We start from the raw sequence: 20,616 nt of genomic DNA on the forward strand, positions 1-20,616 counted from the left end.
TGCATGATGCCGCCCCCGGTGTCCGGCCACGAACGGGCCCCCTCACCCCCGTGGTGCCGGCGACCGGCCCTCCCAGCCCCCAACTGGACCAGGGTTCTACGGCGTTCGTCATGATCGCAAGATGCGAAACCCGGTGCTTACCGGTCAAACGCGTTCATTGTGGCGAGCGGGGAGCGCACGACGAAGGCCCCCCGCGTGAGCGGAGGGCCTTCGCTGTCGGTGCGCCGCCAGGGACTCGAACCCCGGACCCGCTGATTAAGAGTCAGCTGCTCTAACCAACTGAGCTAGCGGCGCCTGCTGACGCGACAACTCTACCCGACCCCGGAGGGTGCTCCGGACCACCGGCCGGGGCGGGCCCCGGCGCCGGCGGCCCGTCCCGGCCCCGCGTACATCATTCGGACCGTCAGCATGCGCACTCGGAAGACAGTTGAGAAACTGACGGACGTGTACCGCCGCGGACATTTTCACCAGGAGTGTGAGGGGAATCGCATGGAGACTCCGGTATTCGAGGAATTCGACCCGGAGGGCGACTGCGACTGCCCGGGTTGCCGGCACTGGCGGCGCGTCCTGCCGCATTCCCCGTCCGGCCGAAGCTTCGCCCATCCGGCAGCACACCGGACCCTGATCGTGGCGACCGCGGCCTCCGCCGCGCTCGCCGCCAGCCCGGCGGCGGCCCTTCCGGCCGCCGCCCACGCCCCCGACCGGCCCGACGTCCCCGCAGGTGACGAGGGTGGAACCCCACAGGGCGGCCGGACCCCGCTGTACGGCCCCGCCGGCCGGCCCGCGCTCCCGCCGGCCGGTGCCCGGGTCCCCGAGACCACCCGGACGGAGATCATCAACCGGGCCAAGAAGTGGGTCGCCGCGAAAGTCCCGTACAGCATGACCGCCTACTGGTCCGACGGTTACCGGCAGGACTGCTCGGGTTATGTCTCCATGGCCTGGAACCTGCCCGGAAACGAATGGACCGGCAGCCTCGGGAACTATGCGGACCGCATTTCCAAGGAGGAGCTCCAGCCCGGGGACATTCTGCTGTTCCACAACACCTCCGACCCGCACGCCGGCTCCCACGTGGTGATTTTCGGCGGCTGGACGGACCACACCAGGACCGCCTACACCGCCTACGAGCAGACCCGCCCGCACACCCGCAAGCAGTCCACCCCCTACGCCTACTGGAGCAATTCCTCCCGCTACCTGCCCTACCGGTACAAGGGCGTGGTGTCCGCCACCCCGGACACCGCGGGCCCCGAGGCCGCGTCCACGACGCGCTACCCGGGGGCGTCCTCCTTCGGCCCGGGGGCGGACAACGCCCACGTCACCCGGTTGGGGCGGATGCTCGTCGAGCGCGGCGGCCGGCGCTTCTACACCGACGGGCCCGGTCCCCGCTGGTCGGAGGCCGACCGCCGGGCCACCCGGGCGTTCCAGGAGGCCCAGGGCTGGCGGGGTACCGACGCCGACGGGCTGCCCGGCCCGGCCACCTGGGAGCTGCTGGTCACCGGCAAGGGCAGGGACATCCCGCCCGCGGGTGCCGGCGCACCCGCCCCGGTCCCCGCCTCGCACGGGGTGCCCGGCTACCCCGGCCGCGCGATGTTCCGGCCGGGCGCGGACAACCCGTACGTCACCCGGCTGGGCAGGCAGCTGGTGAAGAAGGGGTTCGGCAAGCACTACACGACCGGGCCGGGGCCGCGCTGGGGCGAGGCGGACCGGCGGAACGTCGAGGCCTTCCAGCGCGCCCAGGGCTGGCGCGGGGGAGCGGCCGACGGCTATCCGGGTCCGGAGACCTGGCGGCGGCTGTTCTCCTGACCTCGCCGGGCACTTCTTCTCCTGTCCCGCTCGGCACTTCCTCCCCCGACCTCGCCGGGCACTCCTTCTGCTGACCTCGCCGGGCACTCCCTCTCCTGTCCCGCCGCCCGGCACCCATCCCCTCGGACCCCTGCACTCGCCGACCCCCCGTTCATGACGCATCTGGCGCGGAGGCTGGAGCACGCATGAGTACGACCTCTTCGACGACCACCCCGTCCACCCCCGAGCCGAGCGGACCCGCGGAGGGCGCGGCCCGGCCCGTCCGGCTGATCCAGAACGAGTCCACCACCGAGATCCCCGTCCACCTGCTCTTCCGCGACGACCCGGACCCGGCGCCGGTGCCGCTGCGGCCGGCGGTCGTCGGCCGCCGGCAGGGCACGGGCGAGCAGCCCCGGCTGCGCCGCCCGGTGGCGGCCCGGCCCCGGCCCGTGCCACAGGCCGACCCGGACCTGGTCGAGCGCCCGGCCCGGGTGCTGCCCGGCGCGGCCGGCGTGCTCGCCGGGTCCTGCGGCGCCTTCGGCTGTGCGGTCACCACCTGGTGGGCGGGCGTCCTGCCGCCGATCGCGGCCCAGGCACTGCCGGCGTACGCGGGGGCCGGGCTGGGGCCGGCACAGTGGGCGGCGTACGCGGCCGCCGGGGCGCTGGGGCTGTTCGGCTTCGGCGGGCTGGCCCGGGGCCGGACCGGCCAGGCCTGGGTGCTCGGTCTGTTCGGGCGCTACCGGGGGACCGTGCGGCGCACCGGTCTGATGTGGGTCAACCCGCTGGTGCTGCGCCGCCGGGTGGACGTACGGCTGCGGCACTGGCGCAGCGAGCCGATGCCCGCCGCCGACGGCAGCGGGGTCGCGCTGCGGGCCGTGACGCTGGTGGTGTGGCGGGTGCGGGACACGGCGCGGGCCACGCTGGGCGTCGAGGACCACGAGACGTACCTGCGCGAGTGCGTGGAGGCGGCGCTGGCCCGGGTGCCGCTGGAGATGCCCGGCGGGTCGCGGGGCGCGGCGGACGCGGCGGCCGAGACGCTGACCCGGCTGGTGGCGGCGGAGGCGGCGGCGGTCGGTCTGGAGGTGTTCTCGGTGCGGCCGGCCCGGGTGGAGTACGCGCCGGAGGTCGCCGCGGCGATGCACCGCCGCCGGATCGCGGCGCTGGACGCCCGGCACCGGGCCAGCGTGCTCAGCTCGGTCGTGGACTCGGTGGAGGACACGGTGACCCGGCTGACCACGCGCGGGCTGGTCACGCTCGACGACTACGAGCGCAAGGCGCTGGTGAAGGACCTGACGGTGGCCTTCTGCGCGGGCCGCGGCGAGACCTGCCCCTGACGGGAGGGGCCGGGCGGCCCCCCGAGGCCGTCGGGCGGGCCGTCGGGCGGGCCGTCGCCAGGGCCCGGCGGACAGGTTCTTCGATTGGTATGGACATGTTCAACTAACGGCAATAGTCTGAGACTTGGTCTAGACCTGCACGGCTCACTGAATCTCCCCACGTCACAGGAGCGGCAGTATGCGCACAAGGACCAAGTTGTACGCCGGGGCGGTGGGACTGGCGACCACCGGCGCCCTGGTGCTCTCCTCGGGCGGTGCCAGCGGTCACGGCTACACCGACCTGCCCATCAGCCGGCAGAAGCTCTGCCAGAACGGCTCCGTCAGCAACTGCGGTTCGATCCAGTGGGAGCCGCAGAGCGTGGAAGGCCCCAAGGGCTTCCCGGCGGGCGGACCGGCCGACGGGCAGCTCTGCTCCGCGAACAACACGCGGTTCTCCCAGCTCGACAGCCCGAAGACCCCCTCGGGCGGGGCCTGGCCGACGACCCGGGTCTCCGGCGGGCAGAACTACACCTTCCGCTGGCAGTTCACCGCCATGCACGCCACGACCGACTTCCGGTACTACATCACCAAGCCGGGCTGGAACCAGAACCACAGGCTGTCCCGGTCGGACCTCAACCTCACACCGTTCCTGACGGTGCCGTACAACGGGCAGCGCCCGCCGTCCACGCTCTCCCACAGCGGCCGGCTGCCGTCCGGGCTGAGCGGGCACCACGTCATCCTCGCGGTGTGGACCGTGCATGACACGGGCAACGCGTTCTACGCGTGCTCGGACGTCACCTTCTGAGGCTCAGAGGAAGGGGCCCCTCGCATTCCCCGAGGGGCCCCTTCGTTTGTGCGCCGCCAGGGACTCGAACCCCGGACCCGCTGATTAAGAGTCAGCTGCTCTAACCAACTGAGCTAGCGGCGCATGACTCCCGCCGACCGCGCGATGTCCGTCTCTCGCGGGGGGCGACGAAGAAAATAGTACCTGGTCCGCGGGGGTGCTTCCGACCACGGCCGGAGGAGCGGCCACGCCCCGGGACCGGCCCCGCGCCGCCTAGATCGCCAGCGACAGCAGCACCCGCGCCGCGTTGCGGTTCAGCGTGTCGGCCGCGCGGCGCAGCCGGTGGGCGTGCTCGACCGGCATCGACAGCGCCAGGCAGCCGGCGGAGGCGCCGGCCGTGATCGGGACGGCGGCGCAGACCGTGCCGACCGCGTACTCCTGGAGGTCGAGGACGGGCACCGAGGGCGGCTGGGCCTCCAGCCGGGAGAGCAGCACCTTGTCGCTGGTGATCGTGCGCGAGGTGAGCCGCGCCATCTTGTGCCGGGCCAGGTGGTCCCGGCGCCCGGCGTGGTCGAGCTGGGTGAGCAGGCTCTTGCCGACCGCCGTGGCGTGCGCCGAGCAGCGGAAGTCGACCCACTCGTTGACCTTGGGCGCGGCCGGGCTGTCGGCGTACTGGGTGACCCTGACCTCGCCGTCGACGTACCGGCTGAGGTAGACGGCCGCGCCGACGCGGTCGCGCAGCCGGTCCAGGGTGCGCTGGAGCTGGTCGCGCACCGCCTCCTCGCGGCCGTGCGCCGAGCCCAGCCGGGTGAGCGCCTCCCCCGTGACGTACGCCCCCTCGTGCGCGCCCTCGCCGATCTGCTCGACGTAGCCCTCCCGGCGCAGCATCCGCAGCAGGCCGGTCAGCCGCTCGGGGGCGAGGCCGGTGTGCCGGGCGAGTCCGCCCTCGGTGACGCCGGTGCTGTGCCGTGCCACGGCCTCCAGGACTCGCAGGGCGTCCTGGGCGGAGTGGTGCGGAGCGGTCGGCTTGTGCTGAAGCGCCACGGTGGTCTCCCTGCGCTCGCTCGTAGGGCCGTAGTCCGGTCGGCGAATCCCTCTCACGATAGCCGCCAAGAGGCCCCAGGGGAGCGGCCGTTGACGAGATTGGTTGCCCCCTCAACTGGGGCGATGGCCAGCGGCATATGCCAAAGGGACGCCCCGACGCCCGGACCTCGGGCGTTGGGGCGGACACGGCCGGTAGCGGTGCGGCCACGTCAGGAGAGGGTCTCCCTCAGGAGGTGGAGCTGAACTTCGGGTCGCCTCCGGTGCCGAGGAGCGTGCCGCCCTCCCACAGGCCGATCTCCCAGTAGATCGTGGAGTTCTCCGGGATCTCGTCGTGGAAGCCGTCGCACACCTGCCAGCCCGCCGCCGATCCGCCGTGCTCGTAGCAGCGGAAGTTGTCGCCGGTCCGGTTCACCGTGCCGCGCACCTCGATGTGGTGGCCGTCGGCCAGCGTGTCCCGGACGTAGAACTTGTCGCCGTAGGGCCGGAAGCAGGCCAGTCCGGCCGTCGCGCGCGGGTTCTCGTAGCCGGTGACCTCGTTGCAGTTCGCGTCGAGCGTCGGCGTGGTGCTCGTGGCGGAGGCCCGCTCGGTGTGGAGCGTGGCGGCGGAGGCGGAGCCGCCGAGGAAGGCGACGAGGGCGAACGCGCCGGTGGTGACGAACACGGGGGCGGTGAATTTCACTGCGTGTCTCACTCCTGGGGTGTGACGGGCCGGCGGGGACTGGTCCGCGGCCGGCGGGTACTCCGGTCGGGCGGGGGCGCGCGCCCGGAGGCACCTGGTCATTGCATGGACATGACGCTATAGCCCTGTTTGTACGGCTATAAGGCCTTTGTCAGCCACAAGGCGATGGAAACGAGCCCCGAACCGGCCCCGTTCACGCCGGCGCCGTTCACGCCTGCGCCGTTCACTGAAACGCACCGGGCCGTCCGCTCCGCCACGGCTCTCGCCGGGCGGGGCGGACGGCCCGCGTCGCGACTTCCGGTCGCCGCTCGCCGTCAGAGCACGGCGCTCAGGAACTCCCGGGTCCGGTCGTTCTCCGGCTCGCTGAAGATCTTCTCCGGCGTGCCGGCCTCGATGACCCGGCCGGAGTCGAACATCAGGACCTGGTCCGAGATGTCCCGGGCGAAGTTCATCTCGTGGGTCACGCAGAGCATGGTGATGTCCGTGCTGCGCGCGATGTCCCGCAGCACGTCCAGCACGCCCGCGACCAGCTCCGGGTCGAGCGCGGACGTCACCTCGTCCAGCAGCAGCACCTGGGGCTGCATCGCCAGCGCCCGGGCGATCGCCACCCGCTGCTGCTGGCCGCCGGAGAGCTGCGCCGGGTGCGCGTCGGCCTTGTCGCTCAGGCCGACCATCTCCAGCAGCCCCTTGGCCCGCTCCACCGCCTCGTCCTTGGACAGGCCGAGCACGGTGACCGGTGCCTCGGTGATGTTCCGCAGCACCGTCATGTTCGGGAACAGGTTGAACTGCTGGAAGACCATCCCGATCTTCTTGCGGACCTCGCGGACCTCCTTGTCGGAGGCCGGGAACAGCTTCTGGCCGTCGACCGTGATCGTGCCCTCGTCGGGCTTGAGCAGCGTCATCAGCAGCCGCAGGATCGTGGTCTTGCCGGAGCCGGACGGGCCGATCAGGGTGACGTGCTTGCCGGCGTCCACGGAGAAGTCCAGGTGGTCGAGGACGGTGTTGTCCCCGAACCGCTTGGTGACCTGATCGAACCGGATCAGCTCGCCGGTGCTTCTCGGGGTGGCCGCCCCGCCCTTCTTCTCGGGGCCGGGCACGGTCTCAGGGGTGTCAGTGGACAAGGCGTCGCTCCAGGGCTCGCAGGGCAAGGGAGGCCAGGTAGGAGATGACGATGAAGGCCACGCCGATCACCGTCAGGGGCTCGGTGAACTGGAAGTGCTCACGGGCGAAGAGCTGCGCCTCGCCGAGCATCTCCAGCACGGTGATCGCCATCAGGATCGGGGTGTCCTTCAGCATGGCGATGACGTAGTTGCCGAGCGCGGGCACGACACGGCGGATCGCCTGCGGAAGGATCACCGCGGCCCAGGTCCGGCGCACGGGGAGGTTCAGCGCCGTGGCCGCCTCCCACTGACCGACCGGCACGGCTTCGATACCGGCCCGGTACACCTGCATCGTGTAGGTGGAGTAGTGCAGGCCGATGCCGACCACACCGGTGGTCAGGGCGGAGGCGGTCACGCCCCACTCGGGCAGCACGTAGAACAGGAAGAACAGCTGCACCAGCAGCGGGGTGTTCCGGATGAACTCGGTGATCGCACCGACCGGCCAGGTCACCCAGCGCGAGGGCGCCCGCATCAGCAGCGCCCACACCAGACCGAGGACGAAGGAGATCACCGAACCGATGACCAGGATCTGCAGGGTGACCAGCAGACCGTCCCAGAAGTGCGGCATGAAGTCGGCCACCGCGCTCCAGTCCCAGTTCACGAGACACCTCCCACACCGGTGACCTCGGGCTGCTTGACGGCGCCGGAGCCCGCCCGAGGTGCTTTGCCCACACCGGCCTTCAGCTTCTTCTCCAGGCCCCGCATGAGCCGGGTGAGCAGGAAGGCGATGACGAAGTAGATCAGCAGGATGTACGTGTAGATCTCCGCGCTCTCCTGAAGCGCGAGACGCACCAGGTTGCCGCTGAACGCCAGGTCGCCCATGCCCATGAGGGACACCAGCGCGGTGCCCTTGAGCAGTTCGACGAGCAGGTTCGAGAACGGCGGGATCATCTCCGGCACCGCCTGCGGCAGCAGGATCAGCCGCATCCGCTGCCAGGGGGTGAAGCTCAGGGCGATACCGCCCTCCTTCTGCGCGGGATCGACGGCCGCGATCGCACCGCGCACGATCTCCGCGCCGTACGCCCCGTACGTGAGCCCCAGCGCGAGCGTTCCGGCCCACATCGGCACCAGCTGCCAGCCGAAGCTGAGCGGGAGCACGAAGTAGATCCAGAAGATCATGATCAGCGCGGAGGTCCCGCGGAACACCGTGGTGTACAGGGCCGCGAGGAACCTGACCACGCGTGACTGGTGGGTGCGGGCGACACCGACGACGAACGACACCGCGGCGCCCAGCAGCGCGCTGAAGACCAGCAGCTGGATGGTCGTCCAGATGCCCCTGACGACGAGTTCCCAGAGTCCGGATGTCATCCGCCGCAGAGCTCCTTCGCGGTCAGATCGGTCATCTCTTCCTCCGTGAAGCCGAACGGCCGCAGGATGCGCAGCAGTTCGCCGCTCTTCTTCATCTTGTGCAGCTCGACGTTGAAGGCGTCACGGAGGTTGGTCTCGTCCGGGCGGAACGCGAAGGCGCCGCCGTCGACGTGGGGCTCGCCGTTGACGATGGGCTTGAACGGCTCGGTGACCTCGGCCTTGGTGGACTTCTTCACCACCTCGCGGGTGGTCAGCGCCGTGCCGGCGAAGACATCGGCGCGTCCGGTCTCGACGGCGTTGAGACCGGCCACCTGGTCCGGCACGATCAGGATGTCGTCCCGCCGGTAACCGGCCTCCACGGCGTACGCGATCTCCGCGTAGCCGGTGCCGGTCGCGAACTTCGCCTTCTTCTCCACGACGTCCTGGTAGTCGTGCAGACCGAGCGGGTTGCCCTTGCGCACGATGAACGAGTCGAGCATCTGGTAGTCGGGGTCGGAGAAGATGACCTGCTGGCAGCGCTCGGGGTTGATGTACATCCCGGCCGCCACGATGTCGAACTGCTGCGAGTTCAGGCCCGGGATGAGGGAGCCGAACTCCGTCGGCACCGGCTGCACCCGGTCCACTCCGAGCCGCTTGAAGATCACCTTGGCCAGCTCGGGCGCCTCGCCGGTCAGCTCGCCGTTCTTGTCGATGTACCCGAACGGGATCTCCCCGGCGATACCGAGCCGGGCGACGCCCTGGGCCCGGAGCCGGTCCAGCAGCTCACCCCCCTCCGTGTCCGAGGCGGTGGCCACACGCGAGCATCCGGCGGCACCCAGCGCGCCGAGCGCCGCGACCCCCGCGAGCAGCGACCGGCGGGTGGGTCCGGATATGCGGTCACGCCTGTCTGATGGCGGAATTCTGAAAGGTGGAGAGGCCATGGGCGCGCGGCTACCCGAAGCCCTTCGAGTTATGCCGGTCTTTTTCGGACCGGTATCGCGCCGATGCGCCCTTGACCACGCGGTGCCTGGGCACTGCCATGGGGGGATGGCTGATCGCTTCATCGAGGTCTCGCTGGTCAAACGCGACATCCGCTGCACGGCCCGGCTGCTGGACGACCGCGCTCCGCTCACCTGCGCGGCCGTCTGGGACGCACTGCCGCTCGCCGGGGACGTCTACCACGCGAAGTACGCACGCAATGAGATCTACGCCCTTTTCCCGCCGTTCGCGGAAAAAGAGCCACCTCTGGAAAATCCGACCGTAACCCCCATTCCGGGCGACCTGTGCTATTTCGCCTTCGCGGGCACGGAGCTGGGCACCAAGGCGTACGGCTACGACCGCGAGGTCCGCCCGGGCACCACCCTCGTCGACCTGGCCCTGTTCTACGAGCGCAACAACCTGCTGCTCAACGCCGATGTCGGCTGGGTCCCCGGCATCGTCTGGGGCCAGGTCGTCGAGGGGCTGGACGCCATGGCGGAGGGCTGCAACGACCTGTGGCGCTCGGGCGCGGCGGGGGAGTCGCTCAGCTTCCGCCGGGTGTAGCCCCCGGGCCGGCGACCCCGGCCTCGTACAGCGCGTGCGCCGCCCGCAGGACGAGATCGTCCCGGTGCCGGGCGGCCACGAGCTGCATGCCGATCGGCAGACCGTCGCCGTCCCGCCCCACCGGGACCGTCGCCGCCGGCTGCTGGGTCAGGTTGAACGGATAGGTGAACGGCGTCCACCCCGTCCACCGCCGGTGCCCCGAGCCCTTGGGCACCTCCGCGCCGGCCTCGAACGCGGTGATCGGCAGGGTCGGGGTGACCAGCAGGTCGTACGCCTCGTGGAAGCGGCCCATGCGGCGGCCCAGCTCCATCCGGACGTCCACGGCGGCCAGGTACTGCAACGCCGAGTACCGCGCCCCGGCGGCGACGACCTCGCGCAGCCCCGGGTCGAGCAGCTCCCGCTGCCGGGGGCCGAGGTGCTGGACGACGCGCGCCGCCCCGCTGAACCACAGGGTGTGGAAGGCCTCCACCGGCTCGGCGAAGTCCGGGTCGGTCTCGGTGACGTACGCCCCCAGCTCCGCGAGCCGCTCCACCGCGCGCCGCACCGCCGTCGCCACCGCCGGCTGCACCGCCACCTGCCCGCCCAGCGACGGCGAGTACGCCACCTTCAGGCCCCGCACCCCGCCGGACAGGGCATCCGTGTACGACCCCGGCGGCGGCCCCAGCGCCGACCAGTCGCGGGCGTCGGGCACCCCGATGACGTCCAGCAGCAGCGCCGCGTCCGTCGCGTCCCGGGTCATCGGGCCCACGTGCGCCAGCGTGCCGAAGGCGCTCGCCGGGTACAGCGGCACCCTGCCGTACGTCGGTTTCAGGCCGAAGATCCCGCAGAAGGACGCCGGGATGCGCACGCTGCCGCCGCCGTCCGTGCCGAGCGCGAGCGGGCCCGCGCCGAGCGCCACCGCCGCCCCGGCTCCGCCGCTGGAGCCGCCCGCGGTGCGGGAGGGATCGTGCGGGTTGCGGGTCACGCCGGACAGCGGCGAGTCGGTCACGCCCTTCCAGCCGTACTCGGGGGTCGTCGTCTTGCCGATGAAGACGGCGCCGTGCTCCCGCATCCGGGCCACCGACGGCGCGTCCTCCTCCCAGGGGCCGTCCGGGGAGACGGCCCGCGACCCCCGCAGCGTGGGACGGCCCCGCATCAGCAGGATGTCCTTCACCGTCGCCGGGACGCCGTCGAGCCGCCCGCACGGCTCGCCGCGCCGCCACCGCCGCTCCGACTCCCGCGCCCGCTCGAGCGCCTCCTCGGCGGTGAGCAGGACGAAGGCGTTCACCTCCGGCTGGATGCGCTCGGCCCGCTCCAGCGCGGCCCGGGTCGCCTCCACGGGGCCGAATCCGCCCTTGCGGTAGCCGTCGAGGAGCTGTGCGGCGGTCAGCTCGGTGAGGTCGGTCATCCACCCTCCCAGGGATGTCAGTGCCCGGGTACGTACCCGCGCTGCTTGTCGACCACGTTCGTCAGGGGCCTGCCCGCTGCCCAGCGCTCGTACAACTCCACGAACTGCCGGCCCAGCTCGTCCCGCCAGCCGACGGTGTCCCCGCTCATGTGCGGGGAGACGATCAGGTTCGGGACCTGCCACAGCGGGCTGCCCGCGGGCAGCGGCTCGTCCTCGAACACGTCCAGGGCGGCCCCCGCGATCCAGCGCTTGGCCAGCGCCTCGGCGAGCGCCTCCTCGACCACGAGCTGACCCCGCCCGATGTTCACGAACCGGGCCGAGGGCTGCATCACGCCGAACCGGCGGGTGTCGAACATCCCGCGGGTGTCCTCGGTCAGCGGGGCCGCCGCGATCACCCAGTCGGCGCGGGCCAGCAGCCGGTCCAGCTCCCCGGGCCCGTGCACGCCGGTGCGCGGGGTGCGGCCGACCAGCGCGGTGGTGATGCCGAGCGCCCTGAGGGTGCGCTCGATCGCCCGCCCGATCGGCCCGGAGCCGACGACCACCGCGCGGGTGCCGCCCACCCGCTGCGACTCCCGGTGCCGCCAGGTCCGCTCCCGCTGGAGCTCCAGCGTGAGCGGCAGGTCCTTGGCCATCGCCAGCACCAGCGCGGCGACGTACTCGGCGATGGGTTCGTCGAAGACGCCGCGGGCGTTGGTCACCACCGCCGGGGAGGCGGCCAGCTCCGGACACATCAGGTGGTCCACCCCGGCACTGGCGGTGTGCACCCAGCGCGGCCGGGGCCCGTCGCCGGGCCAGGCCTTCCGTACGGCGTGCGAGGTGAAGTCCCACACGAGCAGCACGTCGGCGTGGGGCAGCCGCTCGGCGAGCGTCGACTCGTCCGCGTACTCGATCCGGGCGCGCCCGGTCAGCCGGCCGAGCCGGGGGCGGGGCTCGGCGTCGAGGACGAGGAGGGTGGGGGTGGCCGTGGGGGCGGGTCCGGGTGAGGTCATCGGCGGTGCGTGTCTCCGGGAGGGGGGCGTGGGCCGGTCCCGCGGCAAACGGGGGTGACCGACCGGTCACAAGGGCTGGGGCGCGGGGCTGACGACGGATTAACCAGCTGTTGACCTGCTGGTGACGCGGGCGGATTGACCACGCTCGCACCGGAACCTACCGTCGTCAACACGGCCGTGCGTACGGTGCGTTGTCCTCTCCTCCCTCAGTGTGAGGCCGGTGCGTGCCATGGACATCTCCTTTCTCGGCGGACCCTCCCCGCAACGCGGGGTCGGTGTCGTCGCTCCCTTCGATTTCGCTCTCGACCGCGAGCTGTGGCGCTGGGTACCGGACGAGGTGTCGCTCCATATGACCCGAACGCCGTACGTGCCGGTCGAGGTCAGTCTGGACCTGGCACGCCTGGTCAGCGAGCACGAGACGCTGGAGGAGGCCACCCGGACCCTGAACGCGATCGCCCCCGAGGTCGTCGCGTACGCCTGCACCTCCGGCAGCTTCGTCGGCGGCATCGCCGGCGAGCGCGCGATGTGCGCGGCGATGACCCGGGCCGGCGCGACGCCGTCGCTGACCACCTCCGGCGCGCTCCTGGACGCCCTCGCCGAGCTGGGCGCACGCCGGGTCGCGCTGGTCACCCCGTACACCGTCTCCGTCACCCGGTCCCTGGAGGAGTACGTCGCCGAGGGCGGCGTCACGGTCACCGGCTGCGCCTTCATGGGGCTGACCCGGCACATCTGGAAGGTCGGGTACCGGGAGGTGGCCGACATGGCCCACCAGGCGGTGCCCCGCCCCGGGGCGGCCGACGCCCTGTTCATCTCCTGCACGAACCTGCCGACCTACGACGTGATCCCGCAGCTCGAGGCCGAGCTGCGCATCCCGGTGATCTCGGCCAACCAAGTGACGATGTGGGCTGCGCTGCGCCGGCTGGGTACCCCTGCCGTGGGGCCGTATCAGGCGCTGATCGACCCGGCGGCACGGTTCGGCTCCGTGGTGCCGGAGGTACCCGAGGCGGCTCCGGGAGCCCCGGGCCTGCCGGGGGTACCCGGTGTGCCGGGAGTTCCGGGTGTCTCCGGGGTCTCCGGTATCTCCGGGGTCTCTGAGGTCTCCGGCGTCTCCGGTATCTCGGGTATCTCCGGGCTTCCGGAGGAAGAGCAGCAGCAGGAAGGGTGGACATGACAGCACTGGGATTCCTGTACCCGGGTCACTCCGGCGAGGACGACTACCCACGCATCGAGCAGCTCCTGGGCAGCGACATCCGGGTCGACCTGGTGCACACCGACATCGGCGAGGACGCGCACCGGGTGGACGCGCTGCTCGAGATGGGCTCCCCGCAGCGGCTCGCGGCAGGCGTGCAGGAGCTGCGGCACGCGGGCGCCGAGGCGGTGGTGTGGGCGTGCACCAGCGGCAGCTTCGTGCACGGCTGGGACGGCGCCCACGAGCAGGTCCGCACCCTGGCGGCGACCGCCGGCATGCCCGCCTCCTCGACGTCCTTCGCCTTCGTCCACGCCGTCCGGGAGCTTCAGGTCCGCCGGGTCGCGATCGGCGCGACGTACCCGGAGGACGTGGCCCAGATCTTCGCCGACTTCCTGCGCGCGGCCGGCCTGGAGGTGGCCGGCGTCCGCAGCTCGGGGATCATCACGGCGGCGGAGGTCGGCACCTGGACCGAGACCGAGGTCCTGGCGCTGGCCCGCGCTGCCGACCACCCGGAGGCGGAGGTGATCCTCCTGCCCGACACCGCGCTGCACACGGCGGCCCACATCCCGGCCCTGGAGAAGGAACTGGGCAAGCCGGTCCTGACGGCCAACCAGGTGACGGTCTGGGAGGGCCTGCGCCTGGCGGACCGCAGGGTGAACGCACCGGAACTGGGCGCGCTGTTCACCCGGGAGCCGGTCGTGCAGGTGTAGACCGGGGGCGGGCCCGGTCGCGTGGGCCGGCTCCCACCACGACAGAGAACCCCGGCCCCGCTGATGCGGGACCGGGGTTCTCACTCTCGGAGCGCCGGGCAGGCCTTGCACCTGCATCTCCCCGCAGGAAGCGGGGCGTCTTTCCTTGGACCACCAACGCACTACCGGCTGCCGGGAGTTGCCCCGTCGACCAGTGCGAGATGATCGTACCGCACTCCGACCCGAGACACGCAACCAGCAGAACCGGATGGCCATGCAGCCCCACAACGCCGACCACGCACCGGTCGACCACGAACTCATCGAGGCCGCGGCCCAGGTCGCCCGCACCCGCTGCCGGGGCGACAACCACACCATGGCCGCCGCGGCCCGCGCCCGGGACGGTCGCATCATCACCGCGGTGAACGCCTACCACTTCACGGGCGGCCCCTGCGCGGAGCTGGTCGTGATCGGTACGGCAGCGGCCCAGGGCGCCTACGCCCTGGACACGATGGTCGCCGTGGGCGACCGCGACCGCGGCGTCGTCCCCCCGTGCGGCCGCTGCCGCCAGGTCCTCCTGGACTACTTCCCGTCCCTCACGGTCATCGTCCCCACGAGCGCCGGCGCCCGCCCCGTCCCCATCACAGAACTACTGCCCGCGAGCTACGTCTGGGCCGACCACCAGTTCGACGTAGATGGATGGGGCTAGAAAAAGCAGGAGACTTCACTTTTTGCGGCGACGGACCGTGTAGAGAGTCACCATGACGCAGGCGGCGACGAGGCGTCTGCTTTTGCGACGGTCATCCTGGTTACGGCGATCCCGACAGACGGTGCATCGCTGACAGTCGCTGGCGGTATCGGTCTGGCTGTGTCGCGCGCCCTGAGTCTTGATGAGGCGTGATGCGGAACCGTAAATCGTTCGGCGTACGCTTTGGCCTATTTTCCGCGCCGAAACTGAACAAGCGCCAACGTTGTTGCGGCCACGCCTACGAGACTAAGGATTAGAAAGCCCCAACGTTCAGTCGCAAGAGAGGTTCCGGAAGAGATCACGCACAGAACTAGTACCGTCCAGATGCAGACTTTCCAGGTTCGGCTCTCTCGCAAATCGCCTGAGCTTCGCATACCTGCTTCCCCTCACTCTTACCATACGGTCTACGACTCAGCGGGGTGGGGGCGATCGTGCGCCGCCTCCACCCCACAAGTTCTCAGTCTGCGACGTGTCGCCCGACTACCACCCCAACCCCGAAGACGCCGCCGATGAAACCGCCGACGCCGACGCCGCAGGCGTGAGGGCCGAAGAAGCACGCGCCTCCCCCAAGACCGGCTCCGGCACCGGCAGATCCACCGATGATGCTGATATCAGTCACCAGGTCGTCGATGCTGTAAAGGCCGGTCGGATCGCTGATATTGATGGGGTCGCCGGCGGCGTAGAGGTAGGGGTTGGCTCATGGAGCCTTTTCCAACCTCAGCTTGCCGTTGTCAGGTGAAGGGTGAGGACGGCCTTGACCACACCGGTGATGCGGGTGGTCCTGCACCGTGTGTGCGTGCACCGACCAGCCAACAGGCCCGAATCGTGGATGCCGACCTCGAGTTCCCGCCGGTTCTCTCGCGGTGGCAGGATGCCTGATCACGGACGGGCACGCGGGAGATCCCATGGACGATCAGGGCATCCCCGGCTCGGCAGAAGGCTTCAGCGTCTTCGCTGTCGACGCCAACTGGCCGGAATCACGGCAGGTCACGGGTCACGGCTACAACCGAGCCACCGGCGACATCCATGTGTACCTGTGGTTCGGCTCTCCGTACTTCGACCCCCAGGGCGAGCATGTCACGGTCTTCAGCGCCTCCTCCGGCAATGCAGAGATCAGCGAGGCGCTGGAACGGGCTTTCGAGATCTACTACCGCCCCGGCGAGGAACCTCCAGCCAGCCTGCCGGCATCCGAACCCGTCACCATCACCACAGACGGGAAACCCACGACCTTCGAACTCTGGCGCAACAGCAGCAACCGCTACTGGGTCGCACGGGGATGCGTCGAGAGCACTGACGTGGTCCTGTCCGGCTCCGAGGTCGAACCCAGCGAGCTCAGCCTGGTTCGCGTGAGCGACCTGATCCCGTTCTCGGACCCGTTCACGCCCCTCGGGTAACTGCACCACACGGCGGCCCTCAGCTCGTTGAGTCGTCTCCAACCTGCTTGAGAGGCCAGCCACTTGGTGTGGTCGAGACGTTTATCGCAGGCATCGGGGTCTCGCGCTGTCTCGTCACAGCGAGACGCTGCCTTCTCGCGGTGGGTTAGCGGCGGAAACGGGCAGGTGTGCGCCGCGGTTGTCCGTGGCGGCGCACACCTGTGCCGACTGTTCCTGCTAGGTCTAGGTCACCAGTACGCCGACGATACCGAGTGCGACGAACGGAGCGGTGATCAGGGCCGCCTTCTGTGCGGACCGACGGCGAGGTGATCCTCGCTCACTGGCTATTACCACACCGTTGGCCACAGCCATGGCGATCAAGGACACCGCGAGCAACAGGTAGCTGGCGATCTTCACGACTAGCATCCGTCCGAGAACATACAAGCGACACCACCGACCCCGCCTGCGATACCGGTCGTGAGACTGATGCCCCCAAGCACTTCTGCTGCGACGACACCCGTCGCCAGGGCACCTCCCACCCCCGTTGCCATACTGATGACGCCCAGAGTGACCACAGTGATCTCGCCAGCAGAAGGTGCCAGGCCAGTCGGGTCGGTGTTGTTGATGGGGTCGCCGGCGGCGTAGAGGTAGGGGTTGGTTTCCTGGCCGGAGGGGTCGGGTTGGGTGAAGCGGCCGAGGGTGGGGTCGTAATAGCGGTGGCCCATCTTGTACAGGCCGGTCGGGTCCAGGTAGGTGCCGGCGTAGCGGTAGGGCTGGGGGACAGCCTCTGTGGGTGTGGTGCGCGGGAGGCCAGTGGGGCCGTAGGCGTAGGTGTGCGTCCGCTTGCCGGTGTCGTCGGCGAGGCCGCGGACGTTGCCGGTGGCGTCGGTGAGGTAGTAGTAGGACTTCCCCCCAGTCGTCATGGAATTCAAGGTGCCCGAAGGCTCGCGGATGAATCCGGTGTCGACGCCGTTCGTCGTTGTCGAGGCGAGGCCGAGGGCGGTGTGGTGGAACCAGGTGGAGCCGAGCTTGGTGCGCTCGGCGTTGGTGGTGCCGGCGTGGACCAGGTCGTAGGTCTTGCCGCCTGCGGTGATGCCGGCCAGCTGGCTGTAGTCGGTCCAGGTCTCGTCGGTGCGGGGGGTGTTGCCGGCGGCGGCGGTCTCGTTGCCGAGCTTGTCGTAGGACCAGCCGGTGGTGGAGCCGTTCTTGCCGGTCAGCTGCGATGCGTCGTTGTAGGTGTAGGTCGTGCCGCCCGGGCAGGAGCTCTTGCTGCCGTCGCGGGAGGTGAGGTTGCCTGCCTTGTCGAAGCAGTACAGCCAGGAGGCCTTGCGGGTGCCGGCGGAGTCGGCTTCCCGGGCGTAGGTGAGGCGGTCCTGGGAGTCGTAGGTGTAGGTGGTGGTGTAGTCGGTGAGGTGGTCGGTGCGGGTGCGGATCTTGGTCGTGTCCTTGCCCGCGTGCGCGTAGCTGTAGGAGAGATCGATGAACGTCTGCGTGCCCGACGTCGTTTTGATCCGCTGGGGGCGGCCGTTGTCGTCCATCGTCACGGCCTGGGTGGTGCCGCCGGGGTAGACCGTCTTGGTGCGCTTGCCGTTGTTGTCGTAGGTGTAGTCGGTCTTCTTGCCGTCGGGGGCTGTCAGGTAGTCGAGGCGGCCCGCGGCGTCCCAGGTGTAGTCCGTCTTGCCGGTCGGGTCGGTGTAGAAGTCGACATCGCCGCCCGGGGTGTAGGCGAGCGCGGTCTGTGCGCCGTTCTGTAGGGTGCGCACGCTTTCGCGGTTGAGCTGGTCGTAGTCCCACTTCGTGGTGCCGGAGGCGTCCGTGCGGGACTTCACGTTGCCGTCGCCGTCGTAGGAGTAGGTGACCGTGGAGTTCGTGGAGGACACCTTGGTGACGCGGTCGCGGGAGTCGTAGACGTAGACGGTGGTGATGCCGCGGCCGTCGGCGACCGTCTCCACCCGGCCCAGCGCGTCATAGGTGTAGGTCGTCTCCCCCAGCGGGGCGGGCGGCTCGACCTTGGTCAGGTTGCCCTTGCCGTCGTAGGTGAACGAGGTGACCTTGCCGTTGCCGTCCTTCGCCGTGCAGCGCTGGCCCTCGAACCCGCCGCAGGTGGGTGTGTCCTTGTTGTAGGTGAACTCGCGGGTGGCGCCCGCGGTACCCGACGTGGTCACCGACAGGGTGTTGCCGTTGGTGTCGTACTCGAACGTGTCCTTGCGGCCGTTGGCGCCGGTCATGTCGCTGGGCAGGTCGGTGCCCGCGATCGTCTGGTACGCCGAGACCGACGCCGTGGCGCCCATCGGCAGCTTCGCCGAGGTGGGGTTGTTGCGGGAGTCCCAGCCGTAGGTGGTGGTGTTGCCGCCGGTGCCGTCCGAGCCGGTGCCCATCGCGTCGGTCGCGGTCTGGGTCAGGTGGTTCTTGTACGTGGCGTGGCGGGAGTGGCCGAGCGGGTCGGTGACCTTGGTGACCTCACCGTCGGCGTTGTGGACGTACTTCGTGGCGTCGCCGTCGGGGTCGGTGACCGTCGTCGTGCCCGCGTCCTGCGGGGTGGCGGCGGTGTAGTCGTAGCGCCAGGTCGGGCCCGTGTGCCCGCCGGACGACGTGCCCGTCGCGCGTTGCATGGAGGTGACGCGGTTGTGGGCGTCGTAGGTGAAGACGGTGACCGTGCCCTCGGGGGTGGTCACCTTCGTCAGGCGGCGGGAGGAGTCGTACTCGTAGACCGTGGCCTTGCCCGCGGTGTCGGTGACCTTGGCCAGGTTGCCGGACGCGTCGAGGTCGAAGACGGCGGTGCGGCCGGTGTGGTCCTTGGCCTGCCACTGGTTGCCGTACGTTTTGACCAGGTCGATCCAGCGGCCCGAGCGGGTCTCGGTCAGCTTGAAGCCCTTGTGCTCACCGCCCTCGTCGTGCTGGTCGACGGTGATCGTGCCGTCGTTCTTGTCCGTGACCTTCAGCAGGGTGCCGTGCTCGCTGTAGGTGTCCTTGGAGCCGGACTTGCGGTCGGTGAGGGTGTAGGTGCCGTCCGGGTTCTTCTTCAGGTCCTTGGAGTAACCCGTCGGGGTGGTGTACGTGCCGTCCGGGTTGGCGGTGAAGCGCAGCAGCTCGCCGGTGGTGTCGAAGACCGCGATCTCGCCGTCGGTGATCTGGAGATAGCGCTCGTAAGCCTGCCACCAGCGCTGCGACACCTTGCCCCACGGTGCTTCGAGGGAGTTGTAGGTGCGGGTGAGCTGGAGTTTCTGGCCGACACCGGCGATGTCGAAGTCGGTGGCGGCGAGCATCAGGTTGCCGTTGGAGACGTTTACCCGGGCGACGAGGGCGTCGTTGAGGCGGGTGTCGAGGATCTGGTGCCAGGGGACCTCGCCCTGGCCCTCGGGCAGGTAGTCGGTGGCGGCGTCAGCAGCCGCCACGGACGCGGAGTCCTTGGTCTTCCCGCCGCTCGTGCGGGCCTTCTGCGCCGCCCTCCAGGCCGCGACCTCGGCCGACGGACCGGCCTCCGGCTGAGACTTCGCAGGCCTGGTCTTCCCAGCCGGCGTGGCGGGCGCCTCGACCTTCGTCGGCTTCGTCCACGGGCTCTCCGGCTTCGGCAGCTCCGGCTCAGGCGGCGCCGCGAGACCGGGCGCCGCCGCCATCACCACAGCCGCGGCAGTGATCGCCGAGATGAGAGCGGTTCTGTGTGTTCTCCGGGCACGCCGAAACGGCGTGCTTCCAGCACGCTTGTGCATCAGCTTCCCCCCACAGGAAGGCAGACAGACAGTCATAGCCAGTGACCACGGCGGTCACCGGCGACGCACAAGCTGTCACAAGAAGCACACGAACCGGCGCGACGTCCCCCCGAACTGACGTTGCATACGTGCTGGAATCAGCCCCACCGGTTCAGCAGGACCAAGGGGGTAAAGAGGGGCAATATTGATGCGCGCAGCCTGGAAGTGACGCCTAGTAGGGCAGCAAGTGCCAGCGGAATGACTGAAATTGCGCGAAGACGCCTCCATAGCGCATGAATGGCCTTTCCAAGTGGTGCGTTCTGGCCAAGTTGGTATGGAGGCAGGGCTCAGGAGGCCGCAGGTGATGCGGCGGTATAGGTCGTTTGCGGGTGGTTTTTTCTGCCTGGAAAGTTGTCCGAGCTGGTCTCGGTGACGCCCGGACATCCCTGTGCACGCGCTTTCACGGAATGCACACTTACCGCGTCCGGCGCCCGGCCCCACCCGCGGCAGCCACCCTTTCGCTCCCTCTCGTGAAGGACGTTCCCGCGATGTACGGACCGGGCAGACGCCTGTGCGTGCCCTTGTCCCGTCTCCTCCGCCCCGGCTGTCTGCCCCTCAAGTCCACCCGTCCCGTGCGGTACACGGGGCGCCTGCTGTGCTGGAGCCTGGCTACCGCAATGGTGACGGCGGCCACCGAAGCGGTCATCGGGCCGCGGTTCGCCTGGTGGCAGACCCTGTGGCTGATTCCGTGGTGCCTCGTGCCGCCGGCGGCGCTCGCGTGGGCCGTGGCCAGGGCGTACGAGAAGCGGGGGCAGGAGCCGCCCGACGCGGACAGCGGGGAAGTCGAGTGGGACACGGCGGCCTGACCGCGAGTTACGGTGGCGCGTCAACCGGGCACCCGCGTTGCGGGTGCCGCTTGATGGTGACGTGGCCGTCGGGGCCGCCCGCTTCTTTGCCAGTGTCGTGC

The 20,616-nt window shown here is 70.3% G+C and carries 20 protein-coding genes and 2 tRNA genes; 10 read left to right on the forward strand and 12 right to left on the reverse strand.

Annotation, left to right across the window (positions count from 1 at the left end; all coding sequences use genetic code 11):
• Positions 1–220: 220 nt before the first annotated feature.
• A tRNA-Lys gene (locus ACZ45Q_RS04390) sits at positions 221–294 on the reverse strand.
• A gap of 195 nt (positions 295–489) precedes the next feature.
• Here ACZ45Q_RS04390 and ACZ45Q_RS04395 point away from each other — a divergent pair.
• The 3 genes from ACZ45Q_RS04395 to ACZ45Q_RS04405 all read left to right on the forward strand — a co-directional run bounded on the left by ACZ45Q_RS04395 (position 490) and on the right by ACZ45Q_RS04405 (position 3,897).
• Positions 490–1,800, forward strand: coding sequence for a peptidoglycan-binding protein (locus ACZ45Q_RS04395; protein WP_468254682.1), 1,311 nt, complete (start codon positions 490–492; stop codon positions 1,798–1,800).
• A gap of 185 nt (positions 1,801–1,985) precedes the next feature.
• Positions 1,986–3,113 carry an SPFH domain-containing protein gene (locus ACZ45Q_RS04400; protein ID WP_468254685.1) on the forward strand — a complete coding sequence of 376 codons (1,128 nt, stop codon included), beginning with the start codon at positions 1,986–1,988 and terminating at the stop codon, positions 3,111–3,113.
• Positions 3,114–3,291: 178 nt separating this feature from the next.
• Positions 3,292–3,897: a lytic polysaccharide monooxygenase auxiliary activity family 9 protein gene (locus ACZ45Q_RS04405; protein ID WP_468254688.1), complete on the forward strand. Its 606-nt coding sequence runs from the start codon at positions 3,292–3,294 to the stop codon at positions 3,895–3,897.
• A gap of 49 nt (positions 3,898–3,946) precedes the next feature.
• On the opposite strand, the gene ACZ45Q_RS04410 is transcribed toward ACZ45Q_RS04405, so the two are convergent.
• The 7 genes from ACZ45Q_RS04410 to ehuB form a co-directional block, all read right to left on the reverse strand.
• Positions 3,947–4,020, reverse strand: a tRNA-Lys gene (locus ACZ45Q_RS04410).
• 129 nt (positions 4,021–4,149) lie between these two features.
• Complete coding sequence (locus ACZ45Q_RS04415; RefSeq protein ID WP_468254691.1) at positions 4,150–4,920, reverse strand: IclR family transcriptional regulator; 771 nt, start codon at positions 4,918–4,920, stop codon at positions 4,150–4,152.
• Between the two features lie 226 nt (positions 4,921–5,146).
• Complete coding sequence (locus ACZ45Q_RS04420; RefSeq protein WP_468254694.1) at positions 5,147–5,599, reverse strand: hypothetical protein; 453 nt, start codon at positions 5,597–5,599, stop codon at positions 5,147–5,149.
• A gap of 314 nt (positions 5,600–5,913) precedes the next feature.
• Complete coding sequence (gene ehuA / locus ACZ45Q_RS04425) at positions 5,914–6,720, reverse strand: ectoine/hydroxyectoine ABC transporter ATP-binding protein EhuA (protein ID WP_468254697.1); 807 nt, start codon at positions 6,718–6,720, stop codon at positions 5,914–5,916.
• The gene (ehuD, locus tag ACZ45Q_RS04430; RefSeq protein WP_468254700.1) at positions 6,710–7,360 is read right to left on the reverse strand and encodes an ectoine/hydroxyectoine ABC transporter permease subunit EhuD; all 651 of its coding nucleotides are present in this window, start codon (positions 7,358–7,360) and stop codon (positions 6,710–6,712) included. Before ehuD ends, ehuA begins: the two co-directional genes overlap by 11 nt.
• A complete protein-coding gene (gene ehuC, locus ACZ45Q_RS04435) occupies positions 7,357–8,067 on the reverse strand; it encodes an ectoine/hydroxyectoine ABC transporter permease subunit EhuC (protein WP_468254703.1) in 711 nt (236 codons plus the stop codon). Before ehuC ends, ehuD begins: the two co-directional genes overlap by 4 nt.
• Entirely contained in the window at positions 8,064–8,987 is a 924-nt protein-coding gene (ehuB, locus tag ACZ45Q_RS04440; RefSeq protein WP_468254706.1) for an ectoine/hydroxyectoine ABC transporter substrate-binding protein EhuB, read from the reverse strand. Before ehuB ends, ehuC begins: the two co-directional genes overlap by 4 nt.
• A gap of 106 nt (positions 8,988–9,093) precedes the next feature.
• Here ehuB and ACZ45Q_RS04445 point away from each other — a divergent pair, with 106 nt between their 5' ends.
• Complete coding sequence (locus ACZ45Q_RS04445) at positions 9,094–9,588, forward strand: DUF3830 family protein (protein ID WP_468254709.1); 495 nt, start codon at positions 9,094–9,096, stop codon at positions 9,586–9,588.
• Here ACZ45Q_RS04445 and ACZ45Q_RS04450 read toward each other — a convergent pair.
• Together ACZ45Q_RS04450 and ACZ45Q_RS04455 are read right to left on the reverse strand one after the other, a co-directional pair.
• Positions 9,569–10,975 (reverse strand): amidase, encoded by a 1,407-nt coding sequence (locus ACZ45Q_RS04450; RefSeq protein WP_468254712.1) that lies wholly within the window; start codon positions 10,973–10,975, stop codon positions 9,569–9,571. The two genes, ACZ45Q_RS04445 and ACZ45Q_RS04450, sit on opposite strands and share 20 nt — an antisense overlap.
• 17 nt (positions 10,976–10,992) lie before the next feature.
• Positions 10,993–11,964: a D-2-hydroxyacid dehydrogenase gene (locus ACZ45Q_RS04455; RefSeq protein ID WP_468254714.1), complete on the reverse strand. Its 972-nt coding sequence runs from the start codon at positions 11,962–11,964 to the stop codon at positions 10,993–10,995.
• A gap of 229 nt (positions 11,965–12,193) precedes the next feature.
• Here ACZ45Q_RS04455 and ACZ45Q_RS04460 point away from each other — a divergent pair, with 229 nt between their 5' ends.
• From ACZ45Q_RS04460 to ACZ45Q_RS04480, 5 genes are all read left to right on the forward strand, one after another.
• The gene (locus ACZ45Q_RS04460; RefSeq protein ID WP_468254717.1) at positions 12,194–13,135 is read left to right on the forward strand and encodes a maleate cis-trans isomerase family protein; all 942 of its coding nucleotides are present in this window, start codon (positions 12,194–12,196) and stop codon (positions 13,133–13,135) included.
• Positions 13,132–13,863 carry a maleate cis-trans isomerase family protein gene (locus ACZ45Q_RS04465; RefSeq protein ID WP_468254720.1) on the forward strand — a complete coding sequence of 244 codons (732 nt, stop codon included), beginning with the start codon at positions 13,132–13,134 and terminating at the stop codon, positions 13,861–13,863. The genes ACZ45Q_RS04460 and ACZ45Q_RS04465 overlap by 4 nt, the downstream gene beginning before the upstream one ends.
• A 247-nt stretch (positions 13,864–14,110) precedes the next feature.
• Positions 14,111–14,548: a cytidine/deoxycytidylate deaminase family protein gene (locus tag ACZ45Q_RS04470; protein WP_468254723.1), complete on the forward strand. Its 438-nt coding sequence runs from the start codon at positions 14,111–14,113 to the stop codon at positions 14,546–14,548.
• A 508-nt stretch (positions 14,549–15,056) separates the two neighbouring features.
• Positions 15,057–15,326, forward strand: a complete 270-nt coding sequence (locus ACZ45Q_RS04475; RefSeq protein ID WP_468254726.1) for a hypothetical protein — start codon at positions 15,057–15,059, stop codon at positions 15,324–15,326.
• A gap of 166 nt (positions 15,327–15,492) precedes the next feature.
• Positions 15,493–15,981 carry a hypothetical protein gene (locus ACZ45Q_RS04480; RefSeq protein WP_468254729.1) on the forward strand — a complete coding sequence of 163 codons (489 nt, stop codon included), beginning with the start codon at positions 15,493–15,495 and terminating at the stop codon, positions 15,979–15,981.
• Positions 15,982–16,203: 222 nt separating this feature from the next.
• Here the strand turns inward: ACZ45Q_RS04480 and ACZ45Q_RS04485 are convergent, their stop codons facing one another.
• Together ACZ45Q_RS04485 and ACZ45Q_RS04490 are read right to left on the reverse strand one after the other, a co-directional pair.
• Positions 16,204–16,386, reverse strand: coding sequence for a hypothetical protein (locus tag ACZ45Q_RS04485; RefSeq protein WP_468254732.1), 183 nt, complete (start codon positions 16,384–16,386; stop codon positions 16,204–16,206).
• Complete coding sequence (locus tag ACZ45Q_RS04490) at positions 16,380–19,577, reverse strand: RHS repeat-associated core domain-containing protein (RefSeq protein ID WP_468254735.1); 3,198 nt, start codon at positions 19,575–19,577, stop codon at positions 16,380–16,382. Before ACZ45Q_RS04490 ends, ACZ45Q_RS04485 begins: the two co-directional genes overlap by 7 nt.
• 602 nt (positions 19,578–20,179) lie before the next feature.
• On the opposite strand from ACZ45Q_RS04490, the gene ACZ45Q_RS04495 reads away from it, so the two are divergent.
• Positions 20,180–20,515, forward strand: a complete 336-nt coding sequence (locus ACZ45Q_RS04495) for a hypothetical protein (RefSeq protein ID WP_468254737.1) — start codon at positions 20,180–20,182, stop codon at positions 20,513–20,515.
• Positions 20,516–20,616 lie beyond the last annotated feature (101 nt).

Source organism: Streptomyces sp. NPDC031049 (assembly GCF_055571015.1).

What these genes read in the sequence shown, in the direction of transcription:
- ACZ45Q_RS04395 (WP_468254682.1), top strand. Translation starts at nt 490, where the DNA reads ATGGAGACTCCGGTATTCGAGGAATTCGACCCGGAGGGCGACTGCGAC.
- ACZ45Q_RS04400 (WP_468254685.1), top strand. Translation starts at nt 1,986, where the DNA reads ATGAGTACGACCTCTTCGACGACCACCCCGTCCACCCCCGAGCCGAGC.
- ACZ45Q_RS04405 (WP_468254688.1), top strand. Translation starts at nt 3,292, where the DNA reads ATGCGCACAAGGACCAAGTTGTACGCCGGGGCGGTGGGACTGGCGACC.
- ehuC (WP_468254703.1), bottom strand. Translation starts at nt 8,067, where the DNA reads ATGACATCCGGACTCTGGGAACTCGTCGTCAGGGGCATCTGGACGACC.
- ehuB (WP_468254706.1), bottom strand. Translation starts at nt 8,987, where the DNA reads ATGGCCTCTCCACCTTTCAGAATTCCGCCATCAGACAGGCGTGACCGC.
- ACZ45Q_RS04445 (WP_468254709.1), top strand. Translation starts at nt 9,094, where the DNA reads ATGGCTGATCGCTTCATCGAGGTCTCGCTGGTCAAACGCGACATCCGC.
- ACZ45Q_RS04450 (WP_468254712.1), bottom strand. Translation starts at nt 10,975, where the DNA reads ATGACCGACCTCACCGAGCTGACCGCCGCACAGCTCCTCGACGGCTAC.
- ACZ45Q_RS04455 (WP_468254714.1), bottom strand. Translation starts at nt 11,964, where the DNA reads ATGACCTCACCCGGACCCGCCCCCACGGCCACCCCCACCCTCCTCGTC.
- ACZ45Q_RS04460 (WP_468254717.1), top strand. Translation starts at nt 12,194, where the DNA reads ATGGACATCTCCTTTCTCGGCGGACCCTCCCCGCAACGCGGGGTCGGT.
- ACZ45Q_RS04465 (WP_468254720.1), top strand. Translation starts at nt 13,132, where the DNA reads ATGACAGCACTGGGATTCCTGTACCCGGGTCACTCCGGCGAGGACGAC.
- ACZ45Q_RS04470 (WP_468254723.1), top strand. Translation starts at nt 14,111, where the DNA reads ATGGCCATGCAGCCCCACAACGCCGACCACGCACCGGTCGACCACGAA.
- ACZ45Q_RS04480 (WP_468254729.1), top strand. Translation starts at nt 15,493, where the DNA reads ATGGACGATCAGGGCATCCCCGGCTCGGCAGAAGGCTTCAGCGTCTTC.
- ACZ45Q_RS04485 (WP_468254732.1), bottom strand. Translation starts at nt 16,386, where the DNA reads ATGCTAGTCGTGAAGATCGCCAGCTACCTGTTGCTCGCGGTGTCCTTG.
- ACZ45Q_RS04490 (WP_468254735.1), bottom strand. Translation starts at nt 19,577, where the DNA reads ATGGCGGCGGCGCCCGGTCTCGCGGCGCCGCCTGAGCCGGAGCTGCCG.